The sequence below is a fragment of the Exiguobacterium sp. EF_C8 genome, assembly GCF_054956715.1.
The window spans coordinates 2,888,890-2,915,000 of sequence record NZ_CM143264.1 but is presented as its reverse complement, the minus strand read 5'-3'; the positions used below and the strand labels follow the sequence as shown (position 1 = coordinate 2,915,000).

Sequence of the window (26,111 nt, the reverse complement as noted above, 5' to 3'; positions counted from 1 at the left end):
CGTATAGGGGCTGACGCCTGCCCGGTGCTGGAAGGTTAAGGGGATGGGTTAGCGCAAGCGAAGCTTTGAACCGAAGCCCCAGTAAACGGCGGCCGTAACTATAACGGTCCTAAGGTAGCGAAATTCCTTGTCGGGTAAGTTCCGACCCGCACGAAAGGCGTAACGATTTGGGCACTGTCTCAACGAGAGACCCGGTGAAATCATAGTACCTGTGAAGATGCAGGTTACCCGCGACAGGACGGAAAGACCCCATGGAGCTTTACTACAGCCTGATATTGAGGCTTTGTGCATGATGTACAGGATAGGCGGGAGACGTCGAGCCCGGAGCGCCAGCTTCGGAGGAGTCACCCTTGGGATACCGCCCTTCATGCATAGAGTCTCTAACTCGCAGCCGTGATCCGGCTGGAGGACCGTGTCAGGCGGGTAGTTTGACTGGGGCGGTCGCCTCCTAAACAGTAACGGAGGCGCCCAAAGGTTCCCTCAGAATGGTTGGAAATCATTCGTAGAGCGCAAAGGCAGAAGGGAGCTTGACTGCGAGACCTACAAGTCGAGCAGGGACGAAAGTCGGGCTTAGTGATCCGGTGGTTCCGCATGGAAGGGCCATCGCTCAACGGATAAAAGCTACCCTGGGGATAACAGGCTGATCTCCCCCAAGAGTCCACATCGACGGGGAGGTTTGGCACCTCGATGTCGGCTCATCGCATCCTGGGGCTGGAGTAGGTCCCAAGGGTTGGGCTGTTCGCCCATTAAAGCGGTACGCGAGCTGGGTTCAGAACGTCGTGAGACAGTTCGGTCCCTATCCGTCGTGGGCGCAGGAAATTTGAGGAGAGCTGTCCTTAGTACGAGAGGACCGGGATGGACGCACCGCTGGTGTACCAGTTGTTCCGCCAGGAGCATCGCTGGGTAGCTACGTGCGGACGGGATAAATGCTGAAAGCATCTAAGCATGAAGCCCCCTCCAAGATGAGATTTCCCTTTGAGTAATCAAGAAAGACCCCTCAGAGACGATGAGGTAGATAGGTCACGGGTGGAAGCATGGCGACATGTGGAGCTGAGTGATACTAATCGGTCGAGGCCTTGTTCTAGCAGATGCATTGTTGATGACTTCAGTTTTGAGGGCGCGAGCCCGTCGTCTGGTGACGATAGCCAAGTGGTCACACCCGTTCCCATGCCGAACACGGAAGTTAAGCACTTGAACGCCGAAAGTAGTTGGGGGCTTCCCCCTGTGAGGATAGGACGTTGCCAGGCACTTGACCGATCTGCAGATTGCAGGTCGGTCTTTTTGTGTGTAGTCCCGAAAGAAATAGAAAAACTGACAAGTGAACGTCAATCCGTCATCAAGTCAGTTTTAAGACAAGCATCTAGATTAAAAAGAAGGTGTTGTGTCAAGAAGGCGAGACTTGATTTGACGTAATAGCGCTGCAGCACGCGCTTCAAGAGGTGCTGGTAATTGATTTAAGGAGAAATATTGTAAGTCGAGACTCTCTCCATCTGTCATTTGTAATGTACCGGATACGTCTTTTGCTTGAAAGAGATGAATCACACTGTAGGTTTGGTCACCATTTGGATAACGGAAGAAGTAATCAGGACCAGAAAAGACGTCTAGCAGTTGAACGCTTTGTGCTTGAAGTCCGGTTTCTTCCTGCAACTCACGCATCGCGACTTCTTCAAGTGTCTCACCCGGTTCCATTGAACCACCGGGGAGCCCCCAACTGTGCGTATCCGAACGATATTGAAATAGCAGTTCAAATTGTGAATTCATGACGAGTACGGTCGCGCCTACGCTGATCAACGGTCGATTTCCTACGATTTTTCGTAAATCTAATAAATATCCCATCTGTTCACTCCTTTCGTATCAGTATAGAAGAATATTCATTAGGACAGTTAGTAAAAAGAAATGAGGCAAAAAGACTTGCCAATTTAAAAGACACATGTTATATTAATATCTGTCGAAACGTTATATCATCGCGGGGTGGAGCAGTCTGGTAGCTCGTTGGGCTCATAACCCAAAGGTCGTCGGTTCAAATCCGGCCCCCGCAACCAATTTTTAAATAATCAAATCCGAAACGTTTATCGTCGCGGGGTGGAGCAGTCTGGTAGCTCGTTGGGCTCATAACCCAAAGGTCGTCGGTTCAAATCCGGCCCCCGCAACCAATTTTAAACTTAACTTCAACTTTACTACGAAACGTTCAGCGTTTCGTATTTTTTTTTGCCTTTTTCGTCCGGTACAATAGAGAAGGACGAACAGTACGTATTAAAGGAGGAGACATCGTATGATAGAACTGGAAATGAACAGCTTGGAAGAAACGACTGCCTTAGCTCTTGAACTCGGACGACGTGCTGAAGCAGGGATGGTCATTACGCTTGACGGAGATTTAGGTGCTGGGAAAACGACCTTTACTCAAAGCTTTGCGAAAGGATTAGGTGTGACGCGTCATGTCAATAGCCCTACCTTTACGATCATGAAAGTCTATACGGGACGTCTCCCTCTCTATCATATGGATGTTTATCGCCTGGAAGGTTCCGGTGATGATATCGGACTTGAAGAATATTTGAATGGTGAAGGCGTCGCCGTCGTCGAGTGGTCTGAATTGATTGCGGATAGCCTTCCACCGGAGCGGTTGGCAATCACGATTACGCGAACGGGTGACGATAGCCGCCGTTTTGAGCTGACACCGATCGGAGAACGATACATTACATTATGTGAGGGATTGAGATCATGAAAATCGTAGCTATTGATACATCGACGAAACAATTATCGGTCGCTCTTTCAGACGGAAAACAGATCGTAGCAGAAGCTTCTTACGTCACGTCTTTGAATCATGCGACAAAACTCATGCCGTTGCTTGAGCGCTTGATGGTGGAAGCAAAATGGACACCGGCTCAACTGACACGTGTCGTCGTTGCTGACGGTCCTGGTTCTTATACCGGATTACGGATTGGAGCGACGACAGCGAAGACGCTCGCGTATACACTGGGCATCGAGCTCGTTGCCATCTCGACACTTGAGTTGATGGCGGCTTCGACAGGTCATACGGGACGTGTTGCAGCGATTCAAGATGCACGACGCGGATCAGGTTTTGTCGGAGTATACGATGCCGGGAAACGAATCGGTGAAGAACAACATGTCGAAATCGCCTCTTTTGTGAAGACGTTAGCGCCAGATACGCTCGTCACAGGAGACATCGATACATTTGAAGAACTTCTTCAACCATTTGAAAAGGCGGCTCCTGCGTTTCGGACGCCGCGTGCCGGAGTGCTCGCCTTACTCGGTGCAACACGCGAGACAGTCGAAGCGCATGCGTTTGAGCCACGTTACCTGCGTCTGGCTGAAGCAGAAGCGAAATGGATCGAGGCACAGCGTCATGAGTAAGGGGATTCGTCGCATGACCGTAAACGATGCTGCAGGTGTTCACGCCGTCGAACTCGAATCGTTTGCGACACCGTGGACACTGGATGCTTTCGAAGCAGAAATGACACAAAATCCGAATGCCTATTATGTCGTTGCCGATCAAGATGGTATCGTCGGGTTTGCTGGTCTGTGGCATATTGCGGATGAAGGACATATTACGAATATTGCCGTCAAGCAGTCGCACCGCGGACAAGGACTTGGGGAAGACTTGCTAACGGCATTGATCGCGGTCGGTCGTGCACTCGATTTACGAGCGATGACACTTGAAGTACGTGTCTCGAACACACCGGCGCGAACCTTATATGAAAAACTCGGATTTCACTATGTTGGTATCCGAAAACGATATTATCAGGACAACAATGAAGATGCTGCCATCTATTGGCTGGAGCTGGAGGGAGAAGACTTATGACACAACCATTGATTCTAGCAATTGAATCGAGTTGCGACGAAACGGCAGCTGCCGTCGTCCGTGGAGGAACCAACGTCTTATCGAACGTCGTCTCGTCTCAAATCGAAAGTCATAAACGATTCGGTGGAGTCGTGCCTGAAGTGGCATCACGACATCATGTCGAACGAATCACATACGTCATCGATGATGCGTTGACGGAAGCAAACGTCACGATCGACGATATCGATGCGATCGCTGTCACGGAAGGTCCCGGACTGGTCGGGGCATTACTCGTTGGTGTCAGTGCGGCAAAGACACTTGCTTTTGCGCATAATAAGCCTTTGATCGGTGTTCATCATATCGCAGGTCATATCTACGCGAATCGTCTCGTACAAGAGCTTGAATTCCCGCTCGTCTGTTTGATTGCATCAGGTGGGCATACGGAACTGATTTACATGCCAGAAGACGGTGTATATGAAGTCATCGGTGAAACACGAGATGATGCAGCAGGGGAAGCCTATGATAAAGTCGCTCGAACATTGAAGTTACCGTATCCAGGTGGTCCACGAATCGATCAGTTGGCACAAACCGGTCAGGATACGTTCCATTTTCCACGCGTCTGGCTCGAGAAGGACTCGTATGACTTTAGCTTCAGCGGTTTAAAGTCAGCGGTCATCAATGCCGTGCATAACGCTGAGCAACGGGGAGAAGTGATCATCCCGGAAGATTTAGCTGCGAGTTTCCAAGCGAGCGTCGTCGAAGTCCTCGTAACGAAGGCGATCCGTGCCGTGAAGGATAAAGGGGGACGCCAACTGCTGCTTGCTGGTGGTGTCGCCGCCAACAAAGGATTACGTCACGGTCTCGAAGCAGCGTGTGCGAAGGAAGGAATCGATCTCGTCATTCCGCCGATGCACTTGTGTGGAGATAATGCGGCGATGATCGGAGCGGCTGCGATTCATCCATATCGCGCGTTACGCTATTCGACACTTGCCATGAACGCAGAACCTGGGCTAGATTTAAAGTAAGGAATCCGAACAACTTGGGGGAAATGGAATGAAAAAAGTCATCATCGCATTGTTAGCGGTACTGGTCATCGTCGCGATCGGACTTCAGGTCCGAGAAATCGTCAACGCATACCAAGTCGCCTATAAGGAAGAACTCGTACCCGATAAGAAAGCGGTCGAGACGAACACGAAACAACGTCCACTTTACGAAATCGGACGAGCAGAAGGGGAAAAAACCCGGATTCAAAAGTTGTACGCTTTTGATCAGACAATCAATGGGAAGCTCAGTAACGTCGTCATCGTCGATCGGAAGTACGGTTTAACGAACAAGGCGAGTGATGATTATTTCATGATTGCTCCCGGAACACCGGTGACGGATCAAGAGAAGAAGTCATTCGAACCGATGATTCAAAAGATGGATGCGGAACAAGTCCAAGCAGAAGTGATCTCGAAGCACGAGGTGACAGCTGTTGAAAACAATAAAAAACGGACTGTGACGTTATTTAAGGTCTTTTATAAAGATACGGATCAAAACGAATACCTCTTCTTCATCGAAAAAGAGGGCGGGCTGAAACTCGATCTATTCAAGAAGGGCTACTCACGTCTTTCCAATTACTAATCCATTAAAACAGCGGATTCCTAAAAAGGAGTCCGCTGTTGTTCGTTCATTGCCATTCAGTGATACCGGTCAAGTCATCATAGATGCGATCCGGATCAAGATTTAATTCTTCGACCGGAAGTCCGTTTCGATTGATCCATGCCGTTTTGAAGCCGAAACTCTTTGCCCCGGTGATGTCCCAACCGTTCGAGGACATGAAGAGGATCTCCTCGCGTTTTAAACCGAGTGTGTTCAACGCATGCATATAAGAAGCAGGTGCTGGTTTATAGTGTTTGATGTCATCAACACTGACGAGATGTTCGAACCGATCGGCTAAACCTGACTGTTCGATCAACGGATCGAGCATATCATGGGAACCATTCGAGAAGACGACCAAACGCTTATGCGCCATCGTCTCGAGAACAGAGCTAACTTCTGGGTACACATCAAGTGTCAGGTACGTCTCCATTAAAGTCGTGATTTGTTCCTCGGTCACATGAAGCTTCAGTTCGAGTAACGTATAGCGGAGGGCATCTTGTGTCACTTGGCTGAACGGCACATATTGTCCGTTCAATTGTCGCAAGAAGGAGTATTCCAGTTGTTTCTCTCGCCAGCGTTTACTGATCGCTTCTCCGTGTCCCGGATACAGCTCCTCTGCTTGTTCTTTGACGGAATGGACATCGAATAATGTACCGTAGACGTCAAAGACGAGTGCTTGAATCGTCATAAAAACATTCATCTCACTTTCATAGAGTCTGTTTTAAGAATTCCCTTACATGACGGATTCAAACGATACTTATGAATGGACCTGTTGCAAAAAGCGATGAAACGTCTGTGCGAACGCGCGACAAGCGGCTTGTTTCTCCGGTGTGTTCGGATCAAACTCAATCTTCAAGCCATCCGTGACGATGGTCGCCCCAGCTTCTTTTAATGCGTCTTCAATCAAATCAACGGCTGCGCAATACTTCGGATAATCAAGATCACCCGAGCCAAAAGCAGCAGCCGGCATCCCGTCTAAAAATTGTTCCCGTAGCTCCTCGACGAAATCTTCTGCTTCATACGGTAAATCACCGTCTCCCCATGTATATGAGCCGAGTAATAGACCATCAAAACGTGATAGATCCTCCCCGACGAATTGATCCAGTTCTGTGATCGTCACGTTGACATCGTGTTGCTCGAGCTCACGTTGAATGATCGAGACGATATCTTCCGTATTACCGGACATGCTGACGAATCCAATTGCAATCTGCATGCATGTTCCTCCTTTCGCTGTACTTCCTTACTTTAATTGATAATGATTATCAATGTCAAAAAATCATATAAAAAAACACCTTCCGAAGAAGATGCTTTTTCATACATTAGTCTTGTAGTTCGGCCCATTCCTCAATGGAACGAATGACCGGTTCGAGATGACGCCCTTTGTCGGTCAAACTGTATTGAATCTTAATCGGACGATCGGGAATGACAGTCCGGATGACGATGCCTTCCGCTTCGAGCTCCTTCATACGTTCCGTGAGCATACGACCTGATAATTCGGGAATGGCATCTTGAATCTCATTGAAACGACATGTCTTCGTCAACAAGTGACGCAAAATCAGACCCGTCCATTTCTTACCTAAGATTTCAAAGGCATGTTCGACTTTGGGACAAAGAGCCGGTTGGATTGCGACTTCTTCCATCAGCACTCATCCTTTCTATAGTTGTAGTATACCCGCTTCTGCTAAAAAAATCGAATCATTTTACTTAATGTAACGTCTTGAACTAAAACAAATCTATTTACTTTTAGTAAGTGATAAGATATAGTCTGTTTATTGAGTTACTTAAAGTAACTAAAATACATTAGGTAAAAGGAGAAGAGAGAAATGATGGATACAGGACTTTTAATCATTCGTTTAATCATCGGTTTAACATTTGCTGCACACGGGACACAAAAATTATTTGGTTGGTTTGGTGGACACGGCATCGCTGGAACAGGCGGTTGGTTCGAATCAATTGGCATGAAGCCAGGAAAAGCACTCGCGATTACAGCGGGTCTTGCTGAATTAATCGGTGGATTATTGTTTGCAGGCGGGGTATTCCTCTGGATCGCTGCAATCCTCATCATCGGTTCGATGCTTGTCGCGATCGTTAAAGTACACGGTGCGAATGGTTACTGGGTGACGCAGAACGGGTACGAATACAACATGGCATTGATCGTTATCGCCCTTGGAGTGGCGATGATTGGTGCTGGAGACTATTCACTCGCTGCACTCATCGGGTGAGGAAAAAGGTGGGTCATTCATGAAGTTCGAGGCATCAACGCTTAGCGCAAAAGACAATTATAAATTACTGATCGGAAGCATCATTCCGCGTCCGATTGCCTTCGTGACGACGCTAGGGGAAGACGGGACGGTCAACGCCGCCCCCTTTTCCTTCTTTACGGTCGCATCAAGTAGTCCGCCACAACTGGTGATTGCCGTACAACGGACGGATCAGGGACAAAAGGATACGGCACGTAATATCCTAGCAAAACAAAGCTATGTCATCCATATCGTCAGCGAAGAAATCGTCGACGCAGTCAATGAGACGGCTGCGCCACTCGCTTACGGTGAAAGTGAACTCGAACGGACGGATTTAACGCTCGTCGATAGCGATGCAATCGACGTGCCCGGAATCGCGGAAGCGAAAATCCGGTTCGAGATGCGCTTAACGCAACACGTCGAGCTAGAAGGTGCCGATCTGTTGATCGGGGAAGTACTGCGCTATCACGTCGCGGATGAACTCGTCGAGTCGTTCCGGATTGACGCAGCAGGATTGAAGGCTGTCGCTCGTTTAGCAGGGAATGATTATGCGACGATCGGGAAGACGTTTACGATTGCCCGACCGACAAAATGATAGTAGTGTGAATGCTTGATTCATCGTACGATTCGTTTTGATTCAAACAAAAGGAGTGGAGATACCGGTCTAGCTACCGGAATCTCCACTCCTTTTTCTCATGTCGTTCATCTGATTCATCGATCGGACTTCAAGGTTGCGAATCGATTTCGTTTGAAGAGGCTTCAAGACCATGACGTTTACTGTACTGATAGCCATCGAGCAAATAAAAGACGATTGCGAGTGCCCAAATGCCGACACAGCTGATCAAGAAAGCGGTGAGCGGTGAGACACTACCGTAATACGATAGGATCAACGGGTCAGTGAGTTCGACGAATAGCTGTGTCGTCAGGAGCGTACAGCATAATCCCGAGAGTAAACTGACGAAAAGACCGCTCCATGTCTGGATGACGAGACCAATCATACAAGAAATCAGGAGAAACAAAGGAAGCGCGGCATTAAAAGCATCCGGCCGGATGAAGGTCGACACGTAGTCCGCATACATCGGTACGAAATAAAGGATGCCGGATAGCAGTCCTTGAATCAAGTTAATGAAAAAGCTTTTCGTCCGCATCAGTGTTGGTTCTCCCATCGTTCCATCAATTCGAGTAGATCGACATCGATCTGGTCCCGTTCCGCAGATAACGCTGTCGCTTTTGGAATATCATTAAAGACTTCCGGTTCGCAAAGCAACTGTTCGATTTCCGCTGAACGCTGTTCGAGCCGTTCAATATCTTGTTCGAGTTGTTCGATTTGCTGACGGCGTTTTTTTTCTTCTTTCTGTGCTTCTTTGTCGATCGTCTTCGATGCCGTGACTTTTGCCGCTTTTGCCTCTTCGGCTTCAAGGCGAGCGATTTCTTCTTGTTCGGCCTTCTTCTCTGTGTAGTACGAATAATCGCCGAGGTATTCTGTCACACCAGCTTCACTCATCTCGATGACGCGTGTCGCGATCCGATCGATGAAGTAGCGGTCATGGGAGACGAAGAGTAGCGTACCTTCATAGTCGACGAGAGCGTTCTCAAGGACCATCTTCGAATCAAGATCCAAGTGGTTCGTTGGCTCGTCAAGGATGAGGACGTTAGTCTTCCGGAGTTTCAGTTTTGCGAGCGCGAGACGTCCGCGTTCGCCACCAGACAATTCATGAACGATTTTGAAGACATCGTCGCCGCTGAACAGGAATTGTCCGAGCACAGAACGGACTTCTTGTTCGCGCATCAGTGGCCATTCGTTCCAAATCTCATCGATGACACGGTTCCGGTCATTGAGTTCCGCTTGCTCTTGATCGTAATACCCGATCGAGACGCCAGTTCCGAAACGGAAATCACCGAAGAGAGGACGTAAACGACCGACGAGGACTTTTAAGAGCGTCGACTTCCCGATTCCGTTCGGTCCGACGAGTGCCAGTGATTCACCGCGTTGCAAGCGGAACGTGATGTCTTTTGAGACAGCTTCTTCGTAACCGATTGCCAATTGATTGACTTGAAGAACGTCATTCCCGCTCTGTTTTTCGATTGGGAAGGACAGGACCGTACTGCGTTCATCTCCATCTGGTCGATCGAGCCGGTCGACCTTCTCGAGCCGTTTTCGAACGCTTTGAGCACGCTTTGTCGTCGTCGCCCGAGCGATGTTTCGTTGAATGAAGTCCTGCATCTTTGCGATTTCTTCTTGCTGCTGTTCGAACTGTTTCATTTCTTGATCGTACAATGCCGCTTTTTGCTCGAGGTACTTCGTATAGTTCCCCGTGAACTTACGACAGACATTACGAGAGAGCTCATAGACGACATTGACGACTTGATCGAGGAAGTACCGATCGTGCGAGACGATCAGAACGGCACCACGATAACCACCGAGGTAACTTTCAAGCCAAGCAAGCGTATCGATATCCAGGTGGTTCGTCGGCTCATCGAGAATGAGAAGCTCTGGTGCTTGCAGGAGCATCTTCGCTAAGGCGAGCCGTGTCCGTTGACCCCCGGACAATGTCTGGATCCGGCGCGAGTAATCGTCTGGATAAAAGCGCATGCCGTGCAGGACGGAGCGGATATTCGCCTCAAACTGATAACCACCGGCTTCTGAGAAGTCGTGTTGCGCTTGATCATACGTCTTCAAGAGACGATCGTACGCGACCGGGTCGTTCAAGATGTGCTCCATGCCCATCTCGATTTCCATCCGGCGCAGTGTTCGTTCTTGTTCTTGCAGATGTTCAAAGACGGTCAGCATCTCGTTCCAGATCGTCTCGTTCGATTCGAGACCACTGTCTTGCGCGAGATAACCGATTTTGACATCTTTACCTTTCATGATATCGCCCGAGTCATGACTGAGTTCACCAGCGATGATTTTGAGCAAGGTTGATTTACCGGCACCATTTCGACCGACGAGCGCAATTCGGTCGCGCTCCTGTACTTCTAGTTTGATATTTTCTAAAATCGGCTCGACGCCGAATGATTTCGAGAGTTGGTTGACTTGTAAGAGTATCATTTCCATCCATCCTTCCACCCTTTAGTCTATCACGAACAAAAGCGCGAGGTCCTGCGGAATATATTATTTGTGACTCTATGTGAAGTGGTTTACAATCAAGGAGAGTAGAAAGCTTTTTGCAAAGATTTGGGTGCCACGATGGATGTGGCCGAAGGGGGAACTGCAGGATGAATGGACCAGACACAAAAATTCCACAAGCGACAGCAAAACGGTTGCCGCTATATTATCGTTTCATCCAAAGTTTATACAATTCAGGTAAGCTCCGCGTCTCTTCTGCTGAGTTAAGCGAGGCGGTGAAGGTTGATTCAGCAACGATTCGTCGCGACTTTTCCTACTTTGGGGCACTAGGGAAGAAGGGGTATGGATATAACGTTCAACATCTCTTAACGTTTTTCCGGAAAACCTTGAATCAAGATGAGGTGACGAATGTTGCCTTGATCGGGGTCGGTCATCTCGGAACAGCGTTTGCAAATTATAACTTTTTAAAGAATAATAGTACTCGGATAGTCGTTGCGTTTGATGCGGACGAAGAGAAGGTCGGAACAACGACGCATGACGTTCCAATCTATCATGTTTCGGACATGAAAGAACAAATCGAAGCGAATCAGGTCGATGTCGCCATCTTGACGGTTCCATCCCAGTTCGCACAGTCAGTAGCGGATGAGTTAGTCGAGTATGGTGTGACAGGCATTCTGAACTTCACGCCTGCACGGTTGAACGTGCCAGTGAGCGTTCGGGTTCATCACATCGATTTATCGATCGAGTTGCAGTCGTTAGTTTATTTCATGAAGCATTATTCGCAATCAGCTGAAGGAGTGAAATCATAATGGAAAACCTTATCCCGCTCACGTTAGGTATCGGACCTGCGAGTATCGGATTAATTGCTGTCGTCGCGTTGATCATCTTCGGACCGAAGAAGTTACCGGAATTCGGTCGTGCTGCCGGTCAAACATTGAAAGAGTTCAAGAATGCCACGAACGGCATCATGGACGACGATAAAAAGGACGAACCGAAAGAGAAGTGATTGAATCATGACGGTTGATCAAGAACAAAGCATGACGTCGCACCTAGACGAACTGCGTAAGCGGATTGTCTGGTCGCTCCTCATCGTCGTCGTCCTGTTCGCTGTCGCATTTCCGCTCGTCCGACCGCTCGTCCGTTTTCTGCAAGCGGACTTAAAAGAGCTCGGTATCGGATTAAATGCCTTCAACGTCGCCGATCCTTTAATGTTGTATTTGAATCTTGCGTTCATCATCGCGCTGATTTTAGCGTCACCGTTCTGGATGTATCAACTGTGGGCATTCGTCCGACCAGGGCTTTATGAAAAGGAACAAAAAGCAACACTGACATATATTCCAGTCATCTTCTTTCTATTTTTGGCTGGTGTAGCCTTCTCGTATTTCTGGTTGCTTCCCTTCTTGCTCGAAGTCTCAACGGATCTCGGGAAAGAATTGGGGATCGAGCAAGTCATCGGGGTCGAAAACTACTTCAGTTTCTTGATCCGGTTGACGATGCCGTTTGGTCTTCTCTTCCAATTGCCGGTCGTGACGATGTTCCTGACACGTCTTGGTCTTGTGACGCCATATTTCATGCGAAAGAATCGGAAATATGCGTATTTCGCGCTGTTCGTCGTTGCGGCATTGATCGCACCGCCGGACGTGACGTCACACTTGATGATCTCAGTGCCGTTGTTCGTTCTCTATGAAATCAGTATCTTGATTTCCGCGCGGACGTATAAAAAGGTCTTGATCCTCGAGCAACAGGCAGAGCTTGAACGACAGGCGGATTTGATGCGTGAATTGAATAAATGAATCGTGAATTCCTTCCAGCCATTTCGGGAGGAATTCTTTTTTATGAAAGCGTTATGTTTATATTGATAAAGCAGTTAGCGATGCGTATACTAAAGATAATTCATGGGGGCTTAGCTCAGCTGGGAGAGCGTTTGGCTGGCAGCCAAAAGGTCGTCGGTTCGATCCCGATAGTCTCCACCAAGTGCATACGTTCAACTCCTCGAGTGCTCGAGGAGTTTTTTTATGTTCCCAGTTAAATTCCTTCCAAATATAAAATGTCACCAAAAAGAAATAAATTAAAAAAATATACAAATATAAATTGTTTATTTCCATTAACTTCATTAAACTAAAAATACAGAATTTTCTTTAAACTGTTTTATTAGTATTACTACTATGGTTTTACAGAAAAGGGGAAACGAACGCATGAAGAAGAAGATTGCACTTATGGCAGCCGTCTTAATGACGTCTTCCAATCTAGTCAGTGCGCAAGGTGCACTGTCCTCGCAAGACAAAGCGACGGGTCAAAAACCGCAGGCGCTCTCACTGAAGAAATCGGGGCAAGAAAAGAACTACAAACAATCGGATAAAGTCCGAGTCGTCATCGAGATGGAACAAAAACCGGCGATTCAAATCGCCCAAGCTCAAAACAAGCGGTATAGCACATTGAGCAATGCCGAAAAGGAATCGATCAAGGATCGACTCGTCAGCGTCCAAAAATCAGTCAAGTCAGCTATCGCTAAAAAGGCGATTCCTGTTACATATAAAGAAAGCTTCACAACCGTCATCAACGGATTCAGTGGTGAAGTGAAGTTCGGTGACATCGAAGATATCAAACAACTCGAAGGAGTCAAAAGTGTACATATCGCGCACGAATATGCGCGCCCAACCGTAGATAAAGGTGCCAAGCCAGACATGCTGTACAGCAAGGACATGGTCAATGCGAAGGAAACGTGGCAGGACTATGGCTTCAAAGGGGAAGGAACCGTCGTCGCGGTCATCGATACGGGGATTGATCCATCTCACAAGGACATGGTCTTGAGTCCAGAGACAAAGGTGGATTTAACCTCTTCGAAGGTCGAGAGTGCGAAAGAAACAAAAGGCTTAAAAGGAAAGTACTTCACGGAAAAAGTACCGTACGGCTATAACTATGCCGATCACGACAGCGAAATCCGTGACTTAGGTGCGGGGGCATCGATGCACGGGATGCACGTCGCAGGTACGGTCGGAGCAAACGGGGATGAAGCGAACGGCGGCATTAAAGGGGTCGCTCCAGAAACACAGCTCCTCGCGATGAAGGTCTTCGGTAACGATCCAGGGATGCCATCGACATTTAGTGATATCTACATCAAAGCAATCGATGATGCCATCGCACTTGGAGCGGACGTCATCAACATGAGCCTGGGTTCGACGGCATCGTTCGTCAACGCAGATGATCCGGAGCAACGCGCGATCGTCAACGCGATGAACAACGGTATCTTGTGTGCGATCTCTGCTGGTAACTCGGCGTTTGCAGGTCATGGTGCGGGTAATCCATATACAGCAAACCCGGATATCGGTGTCGTTGGTGCACCAGGATTGACGAGCCAGGCGCTCCAAGTCGCGTCACTCGAAAATACAAAATTGACGCTTGAAGGCATGGCGCTGACGATCGACGGTCAGGATGCCGGTTATTTGGCATACCAAAAACAAGATTCGCCGAATCCGATTGCCGTCTTCGATAAAGAGAAGAAGGATGTCGTGTATGTCGGTGACGGTCAAGCTTCGAACTATGAAGGTAAAGACGTCAAAGGGAAAGTCGTCTTCGTCGTGCGGACAGGTGATTTTAACTACAGCATGATTCAAGCAGAAGCTGAGAAGCAAGGCGCAGCAGGTGTCATCGTCCGTGGTAAAGTCGATCATGGGGATTACGTCAGCATGGCGCTCAACAATCCGACGATTCCACTCGTGACGCTTAGCATCGCGGACGGGAATGATCTCGAAGCAAAAGCAAAAGAAGGCAAGGCAATCGCAGTGACATTTGACGGAAAAGCGGTCTCAACCGATAACCCGGTCGCAGGACAAATGTCTGACTTCACGTCATGGGGTGTCACGCCAAGCCTTGACTTCAAGCCGGAAATCACGGCACCAGGTGGGAAAATCTATTCGACGCTTAATGATAACGAGTATGGCGTCATGAGCGGTACATCGATGGCAGCACCACACGTCGCTGGAGGAACAGCACTCGTCATGCAACGGATTGCGAAGGACTTCAAAGTCACTGGTGCAACACGCGTTAAACTCGCCAAAAACATCTTGATGAATACATCGCGTCCGCAACTCGATCAAGGAAAATACAACGCACAATTGAAAACAGGCAACTTCTACTCCCCACGTCGTGAGGGAGCTGGACTGATGGATCTTCGTGCTGCGATGAAGACACCAGTCGTCATCACAGAGACGAAGTCAGGTGAAGGCAAGGCATCCTTGAAGGAAGTCGGCGAGAAGTTCACATTCACGCTTGATTTAAAAAACTACAGCAATGAAAAAGTGACGTATAAGCTAGCGGGAACGGTTCAATCAGATCTCGGTGCAAAAGGATCGAACTTCCTTGAAGCAAATGGAATCTTCAAAAAAGGAACGATCGGTACGGTAGATGCCAACACAGGCACATACCCGATCTCATTTGCAGTCGGCTCGAAGAAAGCGAGCTCGGTCTCGATTAATCCGAAGAGCTCAACGAAAGTCAGCGTGTCCGTCGATTTGAAGAACACGACTGACTGGGCGAACGAGCTTCCGCTTGAACAAGTCTTTAAAAACGGCTACTTCGTCGAAGGATTCGTCCGTCTGATCGATACGAAGAGCAAAAATCCAGAACTGACAGTTCCTTATGTTGGGTTCAAAGGAAAATGGGATCAAGCTCCGATTTTAGATGCACCATTGTACGATAAAAACAACACGTTCTATGGATTGACAGGTCTAGCGACTGAAGTGAAGGATGATTTCGAATTCCTTGGTACGAATGCCGCTGGAAAAGTTGTCGCGAACAAAGTCTCGTTCTCACCGAACAACGACGGTAGCGCAGATGAAGCTTTCCCGATCATCTCATTCCTTCGCAATGCGAAAAAAGTCGAGTATTCGATTCTTGACCGGAATAAAACAACACTTCAGAAGCTTGATATGCAAACGGACGTCGTCAAGAACTACTACGACAGCGGTTCAGAGGACGGCTACACACCAGTCACAAGCGCTGCTTGGGACGGAACGATCAACGGGAAACCGGTCAAAGATGGTCTTTACTACTACAAAGTCAAATCGGTGATCGATTATCCGAACGCAAAATGGCAGACGAATCTCTTCCCAGTCTATGTCGATACGAAAAAGCCAGCAGCTACTGTGAAATGGGATGCTGCGAAATCAACACTTTCATGGACAGCAGGCGACCAAGGAACAGGAGTTGCGTCATACGATATCCTCGTCAATGGCAAAAGTGTCTTAAAGCAACCACTTGCCGCAACAGAAAAAGCGTACACGTTGACGGATCTGCCGGAGCGCGCGAAGATTGCCTTCGTCGTCAAAGACTATGCTGGAAACAGTGTGAAAAAAGACGTCAACACGACAGGCGTTGATAAAGCCGTACCAAATGTTCAAATCGATACACCGGTCGCTCTTGGTCTTGCAACATCAAAAGTCATCAACATCGCGGGTCATGTCTCTGATGAGTCAGGTATCAAATCGTTCAAGATCAACGGAAAAACTGTTAAACTGCGTTTCGATGCAGCCCAACAAAACTATGCGTTCAGCCATGACGTGACGTACACGACAGATGGCGTCAAGTCATTCAAGGTCGAAGCATACGATGGAAAAGGGAATCGTGTGGCGTTCAACCGTCAAGTCATCATCGACACAGAATTACCAACGATTCGCGTCACAGCACCAAAAACCGTCTCAAGTAAAACAAAAACAGCTGAGATGAAGATCGTACTTCGCGATAACTACAGCGAATTACGCTTCGACTTCAATGGTAGCGCGGAATACCGCCGGACGTTCAAAGAACCGTACGTCATGAAAGCCTTCAAAAAGACGATCACGAAAAAAGTGACGCTCAAAAAAGGAAAAAACACGTACAACTTGAAACTGAAGGATCTGGGTGGACAAGTCGTTACGAAAACAGTCGTCATCACGAAAAAATAAGTTAACAAAGAAAAGCCAGGCGGAAATCCGTCTGGCTTTTCTTTGTGTGTCGAAGCGCCTTGAAGGGTTTATGAGACGAGTGGAGCGGGAAATTTAAGAGCAGAAACAATTAGAGGGGGAACGACCATGAATCCGTTTACGACATTAATCGCCTTCATCGTAGGGTGTCTCGTCTTATATCTCGGTATCCGTGACAAAAATGGCTGGCTAATCGGTGTCGCGTTGATACCGCTCGCGATCGTTGCTTATAGTGTCATCTATCTGATCATCCAGGTCAGTGCATAGTCTCTAATGAAAGATGTCTTGTCCGAAGCGACAGGACATCTTTTTTTTGAAAAATCGCACTACAGGTGAAACCGATACAGTAAAATGTAAGTATATTACAGTATAGAAAGGTGGGAGATCATGGAACACGTACATACACAAACGGAAGCATTAGCGACGTTATACGAAGAGATGCACCAAAAGACAAAGACCGGCATATGGGTCATGCTTGCAGCATTTTTAGCACTTAGCAACACACTTGAGAAGCCGGTTTATGCGATGATCGTCCCATTATTGTATTTTGGCTATGACATGCTCGTACAACGCAAGCGGTTCGCGCTTGTCGCGGAATATACATCAGAGGCATCAGCAAAACGGCTCTATCAGGTGCATGTCTTGATCGGGATCTTACAATACGGAGCGCTTGCCGGTTTGATTGTCTGGGCAGCCGATCGCCCGAACATGTCCTTCTTAATCGGTCTGATCATCGTCGTCATTCCGTTTTACTGGATCTGCCGAAAAACGCTAGAGTTCGTCTCACGAAAGATCGATCCAACGTATGTGACGGAAAAAGAAATTCATCAAGCTCGCTAAAGGAGAAGGTACTATGCAAACGGCTCGTGAAGAACGCCTACAAAAACTTGCCCTCGCCTACCGGGACGTTGAATGGCTCGGCACACGCTGGTATTGGAACATGTTTCTATTCATAACAGTCGGTATCTTAATTGAATGGACGGATCTCCCGCTGTTGATTTTGACGATTCCAGCCGTTTTTCTCGCCTCCGATTTTCGCTACCAACTAAAAAAACGAAAAATTTTAGACAGCTACATCTCAAAAGCGCAGGTCCGTCGCCAATTTTTACTCCGCATTGGTAGTCACGTCCTGCTGTACGCCGTCTTGACGGTCGTCATCACCCAGACAATCGAGAGACCGTTCTGGCAGATGCTTCTAGCAATTTTTGCGATTTTAACACCACTTTATTTCATCAGCGAATGGATCATCCGACGTGACGGAGCGCGCGATCCCGATTATATCAGTGACGTTGAGGTAGCCCGCTTCGTCAGACAGAAAGGAACATCGCAATGGAACACCTATTCGAGCGACAAGCACGTCTGAACCTATTGGTACGTCCTGTGCGTTCCGTCGCCTATTTCTTTTTGGTCCCTGGATTGATTTTTGCGGTACCTGCTTGGTTTATGCCGACAATTACATCCGTCTTTCTTCAAATCATGCTCTTTTGTCTTTGCGCGACAGCAGTCTCTCGAGAAATTGTCCGTCTACGGCTCATGAAGTCATATTTAACACCAACTATGTATCAACAAACCGTTCAAAAGGTCGCTCGTCTGACAATCATCGGGTATGTCGTTGCATGGCTGATCGCCGTCGTCATGCTGTCGATTCCAAGTGCTCCTGGTTATTTATTCGTCGTCTTCCTCTTTTGGATTGGTGGGTTTAGTCTTGGTGTCACTCGAATGAATCGGTTAGCCAAACAAATCGATCCAGCCTACGTCTCGATGAGGGAAATCGAACGTGCGTGGTGGAAACGGTAAAGCAAAAAATCCGCATCAATCAGCGAAAGACGCTGTTTGATGCGGATTTTTGATTATTTCTTCAACAAGAGATAGATAAAATAAGGTGCTCCGATCAAGGCGACGACGATTCCAGCTGGCACGCCGTCCGGTCCCGCAATGTTGCGTCCGATCGTATCAGCGAACGCAAGCAACCATCCGCCGAGCAAGAGGGCAATCGGCAAGAAGAACTGATGCCGTGGTCCAACGAGCGCGCGGGCGATATGTGGCGCCATCAGACCGATGAAGGAAATCCCACCCGTGACGGAGACGGCAGCAGCGGCAAGTGCGACGGCTGTCAACAAGAGTTGGATCCGTTCTTTTTCAAGCGCGACGCCGACACCGATTGCGACTGGTTCATTCAAGGCAAGGAGATTGAGTTTATTCGCCTTATAGAACGTTAGCGGAATCAAGACGAGTAACCACGGTAAGAGTGAGTAGACGAAGATCCAGTCCGTCCCCCAGATGTTACCAGCGAGCCACTTAGCGATGAAGTCGACCTTTTCACGACGCGTCGACGAAATCAGAATGACCATGATTCCGGAGAGCGCCATCGAGAAGCCAACACCAGTCAAAATCAAGCGAATCGGTTGCAGTCCTTGCACCCGGTCGTATGAGAATAGATAAATCGCCGTCGCGGTCACGAGCGCACCGAGGAAAGCGGCAATCGGTAACAAGTAAATGAACGATCCGACATCGACCGGGAAGTACAGGAAAAACAAGGCGACGGCGACACCAGCTCCGGTATTGATGCCGATGATACCAGGATCAGCGAGTTCATTGCGCGTGATCCCTTGGAGGATCGAACCGGATAAAGCGAGTGCCATTCCTGCCATGACGGTGATGAGCAGTCGTGGTAAGCGGAGCGAATAGAGGACGAACTCCTCTTTGAACGAGCCGTTTCCAAGTAACGTCGGCAACAAACGATCATAGGATAGGGAAGCAGGTCCGAGACCGATGCTGACGACGAGTGTTGCGATCAATAGTGCCAGTAACGTCCAAAACGTCAGTTGCTGGCGACGACGTAAACGAGATTCCATCATGAGAAAGCACGCCCTCCTTTCCGAACGATCAAGAGGAAGAATGGTAGTCCGAGCATTGAGACGATCGCGATGACCGGAGTCTCGTAGGGAGCATACAATGTCCGACCGATTGTATCGGCAAGTAACATGAACGTCGCACCAAAGATCGCGGTCATTGGCAGGATGAACCGATAGTCCGTCCCGACGATCGCGCGGACGATATGTGGAATCATCAGCCCGATGAACGCCATGTTACCGACGAGTGCAACAGCAGCACCTGCAAGCAGAATGACGACAACATAAAGTACTGCTTTGATCCGCTGGATGTTCTGCCCGAGTCCGAGCGCGACTTCTTCCGATAGACTGAGAATCGTCAATTGTCGGGAGAAGATGAAGGCAATCACAATCCCGATCGCGATGACCGGAGTGATGACTTGCAGTTGTCCCCATGTCGACCCGACGAGTCCACCGGACGTCCATTGTGAGACATCTTGAGCAATCTTGAAGTAGATGCCGATGCCTTCCGCAATCGCATACAGAAAGGCTGAGATTGCAGAACCGGCAAGGACAATCCGGAGTGGCGAAAAACCACCTTTTTTCGAAGCACCGATTCCAAAGACAAGTGCTGCCCCAAGTGCTGCTCCGAAGAAACAAGCAATCATGATACCGAAGTACTCAATTTTCGGGAACAGGACGATGACGAGTGCAAGTGCTGCGTTCGCACCCGCCGTCAGACCGAGCAGACCAGGATCGGCGAGGGGATTGCGTGTCATCGCCTGCATGATGGCACCAGAGACACCGAGTGCCGCTCCGACGAGGATTGCTGCTAATTCCCGTGGCAAGCGGATTTCCTGGACAATTTTTGCTTTTTCATTCAACGGTCCGAACGTCAAGGCGTTCCAGACTTCGCGGATCGTCGTATCGGCAGCGCCGAACGTCATCGCGATCCAGAACATCCCGAAAAAAAGGACAAGACCGAGTGTGATTTTTATGCCGAACGGAATTCGACCAGCTGACATGAATGTCGCCTCCATTTCTGATTCAGGGAGTGAGCCGCAAAAAAAGGAAGGGATCCCGCAGGTTCCCTCCCTTATTTATTATGCACCAAGGAAACTTTTCTTGAAGAACTCGAGTTGACGTTCGAGTGTGAGAGGATCATTGAAGTAGAACTCCTTCGAATCGACTTCGAAGACATGATCGTTTTTGACGGCTGGAATGTTTTTAAACGTATCCGTTTTCGTGAATGAGTTGTCCGCTTCTGCGCTCTTGCTGAAGACGAGGTAGTCGCCTGCATATTCAGGGAGGACTTCTGGTGACAACGCATAGTAACCATCTTTTAATGCCATCTTCGTGACTTTATCCGGCATTTTTAATTTCATTTCTTGATAGAGAATCTCTGTTCCACGACCCCAGTTGTTGCCGAAGACGTAGAGTTGTTTATCGAAACTTTCGATGACAGAAACAGTAGCATCTTCACCGATTTTTGCTTTGATGTCTTTACCGGCAGCAGCGGCACGTGTTTTGAAGTCTTTGACCCAATCGCGTGCTTCCTGTTCTTTGTTGAGCAATTTACCGATTTCGATATGTTGCGTCAAGTAGTCGACTTTTCCGTATGTGTACGTGACCGTCGGAGCGATTTTTTTGATTTTGTCGAGGTTTTTCGTTGTCGAGTAGCCGATGATCAAGTCAGGATCGAGTTCGATGATTTTTTCAACGTTCTCTTCCGAAACTTCCGTGACATCTTTTAGTTTATCGAACTTCGGATTCGCTTTTGACCACGAATCAACACCAACGACAGGAACGCCGAGTGCCATGACGTTGCCGGCAAAACCAGCGAGGACCACGACTCGTTTTGGATGAGCTGGAACTTTAATGTTTCCATTTTCTGATTTATATGTGATCGTTTCGTTTTTCGAACCAGATGCTGCGTCGTCTTTTTTCTCTGTATTGCCACACGCTGCGATGACGAGCGTGAGAATGAGTAGAACCGGTACAAGTAGTTTCTTCATGATTTAATCTCCCTTGATTAAGTTGTAGGTGATACACATCGGCTTGTTCGTCCGCGGATCGCGTCCGATTTCAGCATCGATATGGAATACTTCTTGTAAGACATCTTTTGCGATGACTTCCTCACACGTTCCGGCTTTGACGACTTCGCCGTTTTTCATGGCGATAATATAGTCGGCGAAGCGTGCCGCTTGATTCAAGTCATGCAGGACCATGACGATCGTCCGTCCTTCGGTCCGGTTGAGATATTCGAGCAGTTCGAGCACCTCGAGTTGGTGGGCGAGATCAAGATAAGTCGTCGGTTCATCGAGAAAGATGATATCTGTCTCTTGAGCGAGTGCCATCGCAATCCAGACCCGTTGACGTTGACCACCGGACAGCGCATCGACTGGACGATGTTTGAACGCCATCGTGTCCGTTGCTTCGAGTGCCCAATCGATGATTTCATAATCGTGTTTCGTTAAGCGTCCGAATCCTTTTTGATAAGGAAAACGACCGTATGAGACGAGCTCTGCGACCGTTAGACCGCTTGCACTTTCCGGAGTTTGTGGCAGGATAGCCATCTTCCGAGCAAGCAGCTTCGTGCTTTCCTTCGCGATATCAAGACCATCGAGCAACGCACGTCCCGATTGATGGGGAATGATCCGTGTCATCGCTTTCAGCAAAGTTGATTTGCCGCATCCGTTCGCGCCAATGATCGTTGTGATTTGACGATCGGGAATTTGGACGGACAAGTCTTTGACGATGGGACGATCACCGTAGCCGATATTGATTTCTTCTGTTGCTAGACGTACCATACGCGACGACTCCTTCGTTGTTCTCTCCATTTTTCAATGATAATGATTATCACTATCGTCTCATTAACCATACCAGTCTCATAAAAACGCTGTCAACATTTTTTCTTGTGTTCAAGAGATGTTCACGTTATCATGAGAGAGTGAGAATGATAATCAATAACAATCAAGGATGAGGAGTGAGTGAGATGAGGGAACAGGAGTTGTTCGACGTAACGATCATCGGTGGAGGACCAGCAGGGTTATATTCGACGTTCTATAGTGGTCTTCGAGGTATGAAGACGAAATTGATCGAGTATCAAGCAGAACTCGGAGGAAAACTGCACGTCTATCCGGAAAAGATGATCTGGGACGTCGGTGGACAGCCGCCGATCACTGGTGAAAAACTCATGGCTCAACTCGTCGAACAAGGACTGACATTTCAACCGACTGTTCAATTGAATGAAAAGATCATCTCGATCGCAAAAGACGTCTTCGGTAACTTCGTCTTAGAAGCGGAATCGGGGCAGATTCATTATTCGAAGACGGTCATCGTCGCGGTCGGCGGTGGCATCCTCAATCCACAAAAATTAAAAGTCGAAGGCGCGGAACGTTTCGAAGTGTCAAACTTGAACTATACGGTTAAATCGATTGAACGCTTTAAAGGAAAGACCGTCATCGTCTCAGGTGGTGGGAACTCGGCGATCGATTGGGCAAACGAACTCGAACCGGTCGCGAAAAAGGTCTACGTCACGTATCGGCGAGATTGTTTTTCAGGGCACGAGGCGCAAGTTGATCAACTCGTCAAAAGTTCGGCGGTCTGCCTCCTCAATACGACGATTCACAAATTAATCGCCAGTCCCGATCACCAACGGATCGCGTCGGTTGAATTGATCGACTGTCAAACAGATGAGGTCGTCGAGATTCCAATTGATGAAGTCATCATTAATCATGGGTATGAACAAGATGCGGCGCTACTTGACGCGTGTGACCTCGATATTGCACGGGTCGATGACTTCTACATCGCCGGGAATGCCGCGAGTGAATCGAGTGTACCGGGACTATATGCAGCAGGAGATATTCTTTCGCACGACGGGAAGGTCCATTTGATCTCGGGTGCGTTCCAAGATGCGGCAAACGCCGTCAACCGAGCGAAACGCTTCATTGAGCCGGAAGCGCCAAAAGTGGCGATGGTGTCGTCACACAATGAGGTCTTCAAAAAACGCAATCGTGCGTTGATTGAGGAACGCGTTAATCAACAATCTTAAAAATTATGAGAACGTCCAAAATGCTTGGAAACAAGCGGATTTTGGACGTTTTTTCGTACAGAATTCGGTTTTGTACTATAACAGATGGATTTGACAATGTGCTGTATTTAGGACAAAATTCTATTTATGTTCCACTACATGTAGGATACAAGTAAGACGGATGTATAAGGAGGAAGCGTATGACAACTACGAAACGTAAGCCCATTGGCCTTGCCTGGCAGATTTTAATCGGCTTGATTCTCGGGATCACAGTCGGTGGTGTATTTTATGGGAATCCCCATGTCGCGGAGTGGCTCAAGCCAATCGGTGATATCTTTATCCGGATGATGAAAATGATCGTCGTCCCAATCGTCTTTACGACGATCGTCCTCGGTGTCTCATCGGTCGGTAGTCCGAAGAGTCTCGGACGTCTCGGCGTCAAAACACTGGGTTACTTCACGATCGTGACGATGATCGCCATCTTCACGGGGCTATTTGCAGCCAATCTGATTGAACCAGGTGCTGGCATTAATATGTCGACATTGGATAAAACGGATATCTCATCATATGTCGCAACGGAAGAGACGACAAAAGACGAAGGACTCGTCGAAAAAATCGTCAATATCGTACCGACGAACATTCTCGATGCGATGGTTCGCGGTGATATGCTCGCTATTATTTTCTTCTCAGTCTTATTCGGACTCGGTGTCGGTTTTGCAGGAGAGAAGGGTCAACCGGTCATTCGTTTCTTCGAAGGTGTCGCAGCAGCAATGTTCAATCTCGTCAACATCGTCATGAAGTTCGCACCAATCGGTGTCTTCGCCTTGATTGGTGTGACGGTCTCGACGTTCGGGATTGACTCGCTTGGTTCGTTATTCAAGCTCATCGCGACATTGTATGTCACAGCTCTTCTCTTCATGATCATCGTCTTCGGCGGCATCATGAAGTGGGTTGGTGTTCGGGTCTCAGACTTCGTCCGCGTCTTCAAGGATGAATTGCTCTTGACGTATTCGACAGCCTCTTCAGAAACGGTTCTTCCACGGATCATGGAAAAACTCGAGAAGATGGGAGTGCCGAAATCAATCGTCAGCTTCGTCGTACCGACGGGTTATTCGTTTAACCTCGATGGATCAGCACTCTATCAAGCACTTGCTGCCTTGTTCATCGCACAGATGTACGGGATCGACCTCTCGATCGGGACACAGATTACACTCGTCTTCGTCTTGATGCTGACATCAAAAGGAATGGCTGCCGTTCCAGGCGTTTCCTTCGTTGTATTGCTCGCAACACTTGGTACGGTCGGTATCCCGGCAGAAGGACTTGCCTTCATCGCGGGGATTGACCGAATCATGGATATGATGCGTTCCGTCGTCAACGTTACAGGAAACACGCTCGCTTCACTCGTCATCGCGAAGTGGGAAGGTGTTCTTGATGAAGACCAACTCGATACGTTCATGTCGACAGAAAATAAGAAAGACGACATCCGCAGTGCGTGATTGTCGTAAGTATGGGGAAGGACTGAATCGTCAGTCCTTTCTTTTTTTGTCTCTGAAAATAGATTAAAGTCGATTGTTTTTAAAGAAAACCTCTTATTTTTGATTATAGTTAAAATTATATTGAATATTATTTATTTTATAGTTAATATTATTTATATAATCACATAGGAGAGGCAATAGGATGGAAACGGTAGGAATCGTCATTGGTATTGTCACAGTCTGTATCGTACAATTTTACTTAGCGCGGCGCAGAAGAGTCTTTAGTTTCATCATTCCAGCGATCATTATTGGTCTCGGAATTTACTGGTATTTCGGAACAGGACCACACACGTCGGATCGTGAGTCATTGATCCGAATCGGTACATGTGTTGGATTGTCTATGATGATCTCAATGGCTGAGATGGGTGTCGACTCGCGCCGTAAGCAATTGCAGCGTGAAAAAGAGCGGATGGAGATTCAAGATTTGTAAGAGAAAAGTGAGGGAATACGATGGAACGACAAGACGTGCCCGCTTGGGTACTGGCACTCGAACAGGAGCATCTCGAGTTCATCCGGAAGTTCGTCTTGAGCTCCGGTTCGTTGAAGGATATGGCAGCTGCCTATCAAGTATCCTATCCGACTGTCCGGGCGAAGTTGAACCAGTTGATTGAGCGAATTGATTCGGTGCAACAGGAAGATGTCGAATTCATCAATATGATCAAGAACCTGGTCTTAGATGAACGGTTGAGTCTTGATGTGGCGAAAACGATCATCGATTCTTACCGCAAGGGTCAAGCGAAAGAATAAGCCAAAAAACGAGATTCCCGCCTGACGGAAATCTCGTTTTTTTATTGTTTATCGTTCTTTTTATCCTGTTCCTTCTTGATCATCTTCTTTGCTGCTGAGCGGAAGCGGAAGATCAAGTAAAGACGATAGAAGTCGATTGCGGCGAACAAGGTCAGGAGGATCGTCCAGAAGTTGAAGACCGTTCCTGCCTCGACTGAGTTGTTGTAGGCAAGAAACATGAAAAGAACACCAAAGATGGCATAGAACAATGCCATGAAG

Annotated in this window: 30 protein-coding genes, 3 tRNA genes and 2 rRNA genes (1 of these 35 running past the window's edge); 24 read left to right on the top strand and 11 right to left on the bottom strand. The window is 48.1% G+C overall.

The window, feature by feature from the left end:
• Both ACY2IG_RS15375 and rrf read left to right on the top strand, forming a co-directional pair.
• A 23S ribosomal RNA gene (locus ACY2IG_RS15375) occupies positions 1 to 1,084 on the top strand; it begins 1,830 nt to the left of the window's first position.
• A gap of 47 nt (positions 1,085 to 1,131) precedes the next feature.
• Positions 1,132 to 1,247: ribosomal RNA gene (gene rrf / locus ACY2IG_RS15370) — 5S ribosomal RNA — on the top strand.
• 118 nt (positions 1,248 to 1,365) lie between these two features.
• On the opposite strand, the gene ACY2IG_RS15365 is transcribed toward rrf, so the two are convergent.
• Positions 1,366 to 1,836 carry an NUDIX hydrolase gene (locus ACY2IG_RS15365; protein WP_214852004.1) on the bottom strand — a complete coding sequence of 157 codons (471 nt, stop codon included), beginning with the start codon at positions 1,834 to 1,836 and terminating at the stop codon, positions 1,366 to 1,368.
• A gap of 129 nt (positions 1,837 to 1,965) precedes the next feature.
• Here ACY2IG_RS15365 and ACY2IG_RS15360 point away from each other — a divergent pair.
• From ACY2IG_RS15360 to ACY2IG_RS15330, 7 genes are all read left to right on the top strand, one after another.
• A tRNA-Met gene (locus ACY2IG_RS15360) sits at positions 1,966 to 2,042 on the top strand.
• Positions 2,043 to 2,076: 34 nt separating this feature from the next.
• Positions 2,077 to 2,153, top strand: a tRNA-Met gene (locus ACY2IG_RS15355).
• Between the two features lie 119 nt (positions 2,154 to 2,272).
• Positions 2,273 to 2,722, top strand: a complete 450-nt coding sequence (gene tsaE, locus ACY2IG_RS15350) for a tRNA (adenosine(37)-N6)-threonylcarbamoyltransferase complex ATPase subunit type 1 TsaE (protein ID WP_035410846.1) — start codon at positions 2,273 to 2,275, stop codon at positions 2,720 to 2,722.
• Complete coding sequence (gene tsaB, locus ACY2IG_RS15345; protein ID WP_462618168.1) at positions 2,719 to 3,372, top strand: tRNA (adenosine(37)-N6)-threonylcarbamoyltransferase complex dimerization subunit type 1 TsaB; 654 nt, start codon at positions 2,719 to 2,721, stop codon at positions 3,370 to 3,372. Before tsaE ends, tsaB begins: the two co-directional genes overlap by 4 nt.
• Before the next feature lie 13 nt (positions 3,373 to 3,385).
• The gene (gene rimI, locus ACY2IG_RS15340; RefSeq protein WP_035410841.1) at positions 3,386 to 3,820 is read left to right on the top strand and encodes a ribosomal protein S18-alanine N-acetyltransferase; all 435 of its coding nucleotides are present in this window, start codon (positions 3,386 to 3,388) and stop codon (positions 3,818 to 3,820) included.
• On the top strand, positions 3,817 to 4,824 hold the full coding sequence (gene tsaD, locus ACY2IG_RS15335; RefSeq protein WP_368914372.1) for a tRNA (adenosine(37)-N6)-threonylcarbamoyltransferase complex transferase subunit TsaD: 1,008 nt from the start codon (positions 3,817 to 3,819) through the stop codon (positions 4,822 to 4,824). Before rimI ends, tsaD begins: the two co-directional genes overlap by 4 nt.
• 28 nt (positions 4,825 to 4,852) lie before the next feature.
• Positions 4,853 to 5,422, top strand: a complete 570-nt coding sequence (locus ACY2IG_RS15330) for a hypothetical protein (protein ID WP_290757012.1) — start codon at positions 4,853 to 4,855, stop codon at positions 5,420 to 5,422.
• A 46-nt stretch (positions 5,423 to 5,468) separates the two neighbouring features.
• On the opposite strand, the gene ACY2IG_RS15325 is transcribed toward ACY2IG_RS15330, so the two are convergent.
• From ACY2IG_RS15325 to ACY2IG_RS15315, 3 genes are all read right to left on the bottom strand, one after another.
• Positions 5,469 to 6,128: a haloacid dehalogenase type II gene (locus ACY2IG_RS15325; protein ID WP_035410831.1), complete on the bottom strand. Its 660-nt coding sequence runs from the start codon at positions 6,126 to 6,128 to the stop codon at positions 5,469 to 5,471.
• A 69-nt stretch (positions 6,129 to 6,197) separates the two neighbouring features.
• Positions 6,198 to 6,653, bottom strand: a complete 456-nt coding sequence (locus ACY2IG_RS15320) for a flavodoxin (RefSeq protein WP_035410828.1) — start codon at positions 6,651 to 6,653, stop codon at positions 6,198 to 6,200.
• Positions 6,654 to 6,759: 106 nt separating this feature from the next.
• Positions 6,760 to 7,080 (bottom strand): winged helix-turn-helix transcriptional regulator, encoded by a 321-nt coding sequence (locus ACY2IG_RS15315; protein WP_308102088.1) that lies wholly within the window; start codon positions 7,078 to 7,080, stop codon positions 6,760 to 6,762.
• 183 nt (positions 7,081 to 7,263) lie between these two features.
• On the opposite strand from ACY2IG_RS15315, the gene ACY2IG_RS15310 reads away from it, so the two are divergent.
• Together ACY2IG_RS15310 and ACY2IG_RS15305 are read left to right on the top strand one after the other, a co-directional pair.
• Positions 7,264 to 7,662 carry a DoxX family protein gene (locus tag ACY2IG_RS15310; protein WP_035410825.1) on the top strand — a complete coding sequence of 133 codons (399 nt, stop codon included), beginning with the start codon at positions 7,264 to 7,266 and terminating at the stop codon, positions 7,660 to 7,662.
• Between the two features lie 19 nt (positions 7,663 to 7,681).
• Positions 7,682 to 8,275 (top strand): flavin reductase family protein, encoded by a 594-nt coding sequence (locus ACY2IG_RS15305; RefSeq protein WP_035410823.1) that lies wholly within the window; start codon positions 7,682 to 7,684, stop codon positions 8,273 to 8,275.
• Between the two features lie 130 nt (positions 8,276 to 8,405).
• Here ACY2IG_RS15305 and ACY2IG_RS15300 read toward each other — a convergent pair whose 3' ends face one another.
• Positions 8,406 to 8,828: a hypothetical protein gene (locus ACY2IG_RS15300; protein ID WP_056064108.1), complete on the bottom strand. Its 423-nt coding sequence runs from the start codon at positions 8,826 to 8,828 to the stop codon at positions 8,406 to 8,408.
• A complete protein-coding gene (locus tag ACY2IG_RS15295) occupies positions 8,828 to 10,729 on the bottom strand; it encodes an ATP-binding cassette domain-containing protein (protein ID WP_035410903.1) in 1,902 nt (633 codons plus the stop codon). The genes ACY2IG_RS15300 and ACY2IG_RS15295 overlap by 1 nt, the downstream gene beginning before the upstream one ends.
• A gap of 167 nt (positions 10,730 to 10,896) precedes the next feature.
• Between ACY2IG_RS15295 and ACY2IG_RS15290 the strand changes: the two genes are divergently transcribed.
• From ACY2IG_RS15290 to ACY2IG_RS15250, 9 genes are all read left to right on the top strand, one after another.
• Positions 10,897 to 11,556 carry a redox-sensing transcriptional repressor Rex gene (locus ACY2IG_RS15290; RefSeq protein ID WP_462618167.1) on the top strand — a complete coding sequence of 220 codons (660 nt, stop codon included), beginning with the start codon at positions 10,897 to 10,899 and terminating at the stop codon, positions 11,554 to 11,556.
• Positions 11,556 to 11,753: a twin-arginine translocase TatA/TatE family subunit gene (locus ACY2IG_RS15285; protein ID WP_029342825.1), complete on the top strand. Its 198-nt coding sequence runs from the start codon at positions 11,556 to 11,558 to the stop codon at positions 11,751 to 11,753. Before ACY2IG_RS15290 ends, ACY2IG_RS15285 begins: the two co-directional genes overlap by 1 nt.
• Before the next feature lie 7 nt (positions 11,754 to 11,760).
• A complete protein-coding gene (gene tatC / locus ACY2IG_RS15280) occupies positions 11,761 to 12,540 on the top strand; it encodes a twin-arginine translocase subunit TatC (RefSeq protein ID WP_035410816.1) in 780 nt (259 codons plus the stop codon).
• Between the two features lie 104 nt (positions 12,541 to 12,644).
• Positions 12,645 to 12,720 (top strand) — tRNA-Ala (locus ACY2IG_RS15275).
• Between the two features lie 222 nt (positions 12,721 to 12,942).
• Entirely contained in the window at positions 12,943 to 16,689 is a 3,747-nt protein-coding gene (locus ACY2IG_RS15270) for a S8 family serine peptidase (RefSeq protein WP_462618166.1), read from the top strand.
• Positions 16,690 to 16,815: 126 nt separating this feature from the next.
• Entirely contained in the window at positions 16,816 to 16,974 is a 159-nt protein-coding gene (locus ACY2IG_RS15265) for a hypothetical protein (RefSeq protein ID WP_034801002.1), read from the top strand.
• 120 nt (positions 16,975 to 17,094) lie between these two features.
• On the top strand, positions 17,095 to 17,547 hold the full coding sequence (locus ACY2IG_RS15260; RefSeq protein ID WP_462618165.1) for a hypothetical protein: 453 nt from the start codon (positions 17,095 to 17,097) through the stop codon (positions 17,545 to 17,547).
• 13 nt (positions 17,548 to 17,560) lie between these two features.
• Positions 17,561 to 18,070, top strand: a complete 510-nt coding sequence (locus tag ACY2IG_RS15255) for a hypothetical protein (RefSeq protein ID WP_462618164.1) — start codon at positions 17,561 to 17,563, stop codon at positions 18,068 to 18,070.
• The gene (locus ACY2IG_RS15250) at positions 18,037 to 18,504 is read left to right on the top strand and encodes a hypothetical protein (RefSeq protein WP_462618163.1); all 468 of its coding nucleotides are present in this window, start codon (positions 18,037 to 18,039) and stop codon (positions 18,502 to 18,504) included. Before ACY2IG_RS15255 ends, ACY2IG_RS15250 begins: the two co-directional genes overlap by 34 nt.
• Before the next feature lie 53 nt (positions 18,505 to 18,557).
• On the opposite strand, the gene ACY2IG_RS15245 is transcribed toward ACY2IG_RS15250, so the two are convergent.
• From ACY2IG_RS15245 to ACY2IG_RS15230, 4 genes are all read right to left on the bottom strand, one after another.
• Positions 18,558 to 19,562: a FecCD family ABC transporter permease gene (locus tag ACY2IG_RS15245; RefSeq protein ID WP_290788792.1), complete on the bottom strand. Its 1,005-nt coding sequence runs from the start codon at positions 19,560 to 19,562 to the stop codon at positions 18,558 to 18,560.
• A complete protein-coding gene (locus tag ACY2IG_RS15240; protein ID WP_035410802.1) occupies positions 19,562 to 20,563 on the bottom strand; it encodes a FecCD family ABC transporter permease in 1,002 nt (333 codons plus the stop codon). Before ACY2IG_RS15240 ends, ACY2IG_RS15245 begins: the two co-directional genes overlap by 1 nt.
• Before the next feature lie 78 nt (positions 20,564 to 20,641).
• The gene (locus ACY2IG_RS15235; protein ID WP_035410799.1) at positions 20,642 to 21,553 is read right to left on the bottom strand and encodes an iron-hydroxamate ABC transporter substrate-binding protein; all 912 of its coding nucleotides are present in this window, start codon (positions 21,551 to 21,553) and stop codon (positions 20,642 to 20,644) included.
• Positions 21,554 to 21,556: 3 nt separating this feature from the next.
• The gene (locus ACY2IG_RS15230) at positions 21,557 to 22,348 is read right to left on the bottom strand and encodes an ABC transporter ATP-binding protein (RefSeq protein ID WP_214852023.1); all 792 of its coding nucleotides are present in this window, start codon (positions 22,346 to 22,348) and stop codon (positions 21,557 to 21,559) included.
• Positions 22,349 to 22,533: 185 nt separating this feature from the next.
• Here ACY2IG_RS15230 and ACY2IG_RS15225 point away from each other — a divergent pair, with 185 nt between their 5' ends.
• The 4 genes from ACY2IG_RS15225 (at position 22,534) to ACY2IG_RS15210 (ending at position 25,853) form a co-directional block, all read left to right on the top strand.
• Positions 22,534 to 23,592 carry an NAD(P)/FAD-dependent oxidoreductase gene (locus ACY2IG_RS15225; RefSeq protein ID WP_056064111.1) on the top strand — a complete coding sequence of 353 codons (1,059 nt, stop codon included), beginning with the start codon at positions 22,534 to 22,536 and terminating at the stop codon, positions 23,590 to 23,592.
• A 179-nt stretch (positions 23,593 to 23,771) separates the two neighbouring features.
• Positions 23,772 to 25,067 (top strand): cation:dicarboxylate symporter family transporter, encoded by a 1,296-nt coding sequence (locus ACY2IG_RS15220; protein ID WP_035410792.1) that lies wholly within the window; start codon positions 23,772 to 23,774, stop codon positions 25,065 to 25,067.
• Between the two features lie 181 nt (positions 25,068 to 25,248).
• A complete protein-coding gene (locus ACY2IG_RS15215; RefSeq protein ID WP_290788754.1) occupies positions 25,249 to 25,536 on the top strand; it encodes a hypothetical protein in 288 nt (95 codons plus the stop codon).
• Positions 25,537 to 25,556: 20 nt separating this feature from the next.
• Entirely contained in the window at positions 25,557 to 25,853 is a 297-nt protein-coding gene (locus ACY2IG_RS15210) for a DUF2089 family protein (protein WP_214852030.1), read from the top strand.
• A gap of 41 nt (positions 25,854 to 25,894) precedes the next feature.
• On the opposite strand, the gene ACY2IG_RS15205 is transcribed toward ACY2IG_RS15210, so the two are convergent.
• On the bottom strand, positions 25,895 to 26,107 hold the full coding sequence (locus tag ACY2IG_RS15205; protein ID WP_290784400.1) for a DUF4305 domain-containing protein: 213 nt from the start codon (positions 26,105 to 26,107) through the stop codon (positions 25,895 to 25,897).
• Positions 26,108 to 26,111: the final 4 nt, after the last annotated feature.

Coding starts and splice junctions, on each gene's coding strand:
- ACY2IG_RS15365 (WP_214852004.1), bottom strand. CDS start 1,836: ATGGGATATTTATTAGATTTACGAAAAATCGTAGGAAATCGACCGTTG.
- tsaE (WP_035410846.1), top strand. CDS start 2,273: ATGATAGAACTGGAAATGAACAGCTTGGAAGAAACGACTGCCTTAGCT.
- tsaB (WP_462618168.1), top strand. CDS start 2,719: ATGAAAATCGTAGCTATTGATACATCGACGAAACAATTATCGGTCGCT.
- rimI (WP_035410841.1), top strand. CDS start 3,386: ATGACCGTAAACGATGCTGCAGGTGTTCACGCCGTCGAACTCGAATCG.
- tsaD (WP_368914372.1), top strand. CDS start 3,817: ATGACACAACCATTGATTCTAGCAATTGAATCGAGTTGCGACGAAACG.
- ACY2IG_RS15330 (WP_290757012.1), top strand. CDS start 4,853: ATGAAAAAAGTCATCATCGCATTGTTAGCGGTACTGGTCATCGTCGCG.
- ACY2IG_RS15325 (WP_035410831.1), bottom strand. CDS start 6,128: ATGACGATTCAAGCACTCGTCTTTGACGTCTACGGTACATTATTCGAT.
- ACY2IG_RS15320 (WP_035410828.1), bottom strand. CDS start 6,653: ATGCAGATTGCAATTGGATTCGTCAGCATGTCCGGTAATACGGAAGAT.
- ACY2IG_RS15315 (WP_308102088.1), bottom strand. CDS start 7,080: ATGGAAGAAGTCGCAATCCAACCGGCTCTTTGTCCCAAAGTCGAACAT.
- ACY2IG_RS15310 (WP_035410825.1), top strand. CDS start 7,264: ATGATGGATACAGGACTTTTAATCATTCGTTTAATCATCGGTTTAACA.
- ACY2IG_RS15305 (WP_035410823.1), top strand. CDS start 7,682: ATGAAGTTCGAGGCATCAACGCTTAGCGCAAAAGACAATTATAAATTA.
- ACY2IG_RS15300 (WP_056064108.1), bottom strand. CDS start 8,828: ATGCGGACGAAAAGCTTTTTCATTAACTTGATTCAAGGACTGCTATCC.
- ACY2IG_RS15295 (WP_035410903.1), bottom strand. CDS start 10,729: ATGATACTCTTACAAGTCAACCAACTCTCGAAATCATTCGGCGTCGAG.
- ACY2IG_RS15290 (WP_462618167.1), top strand. CDS start 10,897: ATGAATGGACCAGACACAAAAATTCCACAAGCGACAGCAAAACGGTTG.
- ACY2IG_RS15285 (WP_029342825.1), top strand. CDS start 11,556: ATGGAAAACCTTATCCCGCTCACGTTAGGTATCGGACCTGCGAGTATC.
- tatC (WP_035410816.1), top strand. CDS start 11,761: ATGACGGTTGATCAAGAACAAAGCATGACGTCGCACCTAGACGAACTG.
- ACY2IG_RS15270 (WP_462618166.1), top strand. CDS start 12,943: ATGAAGAAGAAGATTGCACTTATGGCAGCCGTCTTAATGACGTCTTCC.
- ACY2IG_RS15265 (WP_034801002.1), top strand. CDS start 16,816: ATGAATCCGTTTACGACATTAATCGCCTTCATCGTAGGGTGTCTCGTC.
- ACY2IG_RS15260 (WP_462618165.1), top strand. CDS start 17,095: ATGGAACACGTACATACACAAACGGAAGCATTAGCGACGTTATACGAA.
- ACY2IG_RS15255 (WP_462618164.1), top strand. CDS start 17,561: ATGCAAACGGCTCGTGAAGAACGCCTACAAAAACTTGCCCTCGCCTAC.
- ACY2IG_RS15250 (WP_462618163.1), top strand. CDS start 18,037: ATGGAACACCTATTCGAGCGACAAGCACGTCTGAACCTATTGGTACGT.
- ACY2IG_RS15245 (WP_290788792.1), bottom strand. CDS start 19,562: ATGGAATCTCGTTTACGTCGTCGCCAGCAACTGACGTTTTGGACGTTA.
- ACY2IG_RS15240 (WP_035410802.1), bottom strand. CDS start 20,563: ATGTCAGCTGGTCGAATTCCGTTCGGCATAAAAATCACACTCGGTCTT.
- ACY2IG_RS15235 (WP_035410799.1), bottom strand. CDS start 21,553: ATGAAGAAACTACTTGTACCGGTTCTACTCATTCTCACGCTCGTCATC.
- ACY2IG_RS15230 (WP_214852023.1), bottom strand. CDS start 22,348: ATGGTACGTCTAGCAACAGAAGAAATCAATATCGGCTACGGTGATCGT.
- ACY2IG_RS15225 (WP_056064111.1), top strand. CDS start 22,534: ATGAGGGAACAGGAGTTGTTCGACGTAACGATCATCGGTGGAGGACCA.
- ACY2IG_RS15220 (WP_035410792.1), top strand. CDS start 23,772: ATGACAACTACGAAACGTAAGCCCATTGGCCTTGCCTGGCAGATTTTA.
- ACY2IG_RS15215 (WP_290788754.1), top strand. CDS start 25,249: ATGGAAACGGTAGGAATCGTCATTGGTATTGTCACAGTCTGTATCGTA.
- ACY2IG_RS15210 (WP_214852030.1), top strand. CDS start 25,557: ATGGAACGACAAGACGTGCCCGCTTGGGTACTGGCACTCGAACAGGAG.
- ACY2IG_RS15205 (WP_290784400.1), bottom strand. CDS start 26,107: ATGGCATTGTTCTATGCCATCTTTGGTGTTCTTTTCATGTTTCTTGCC.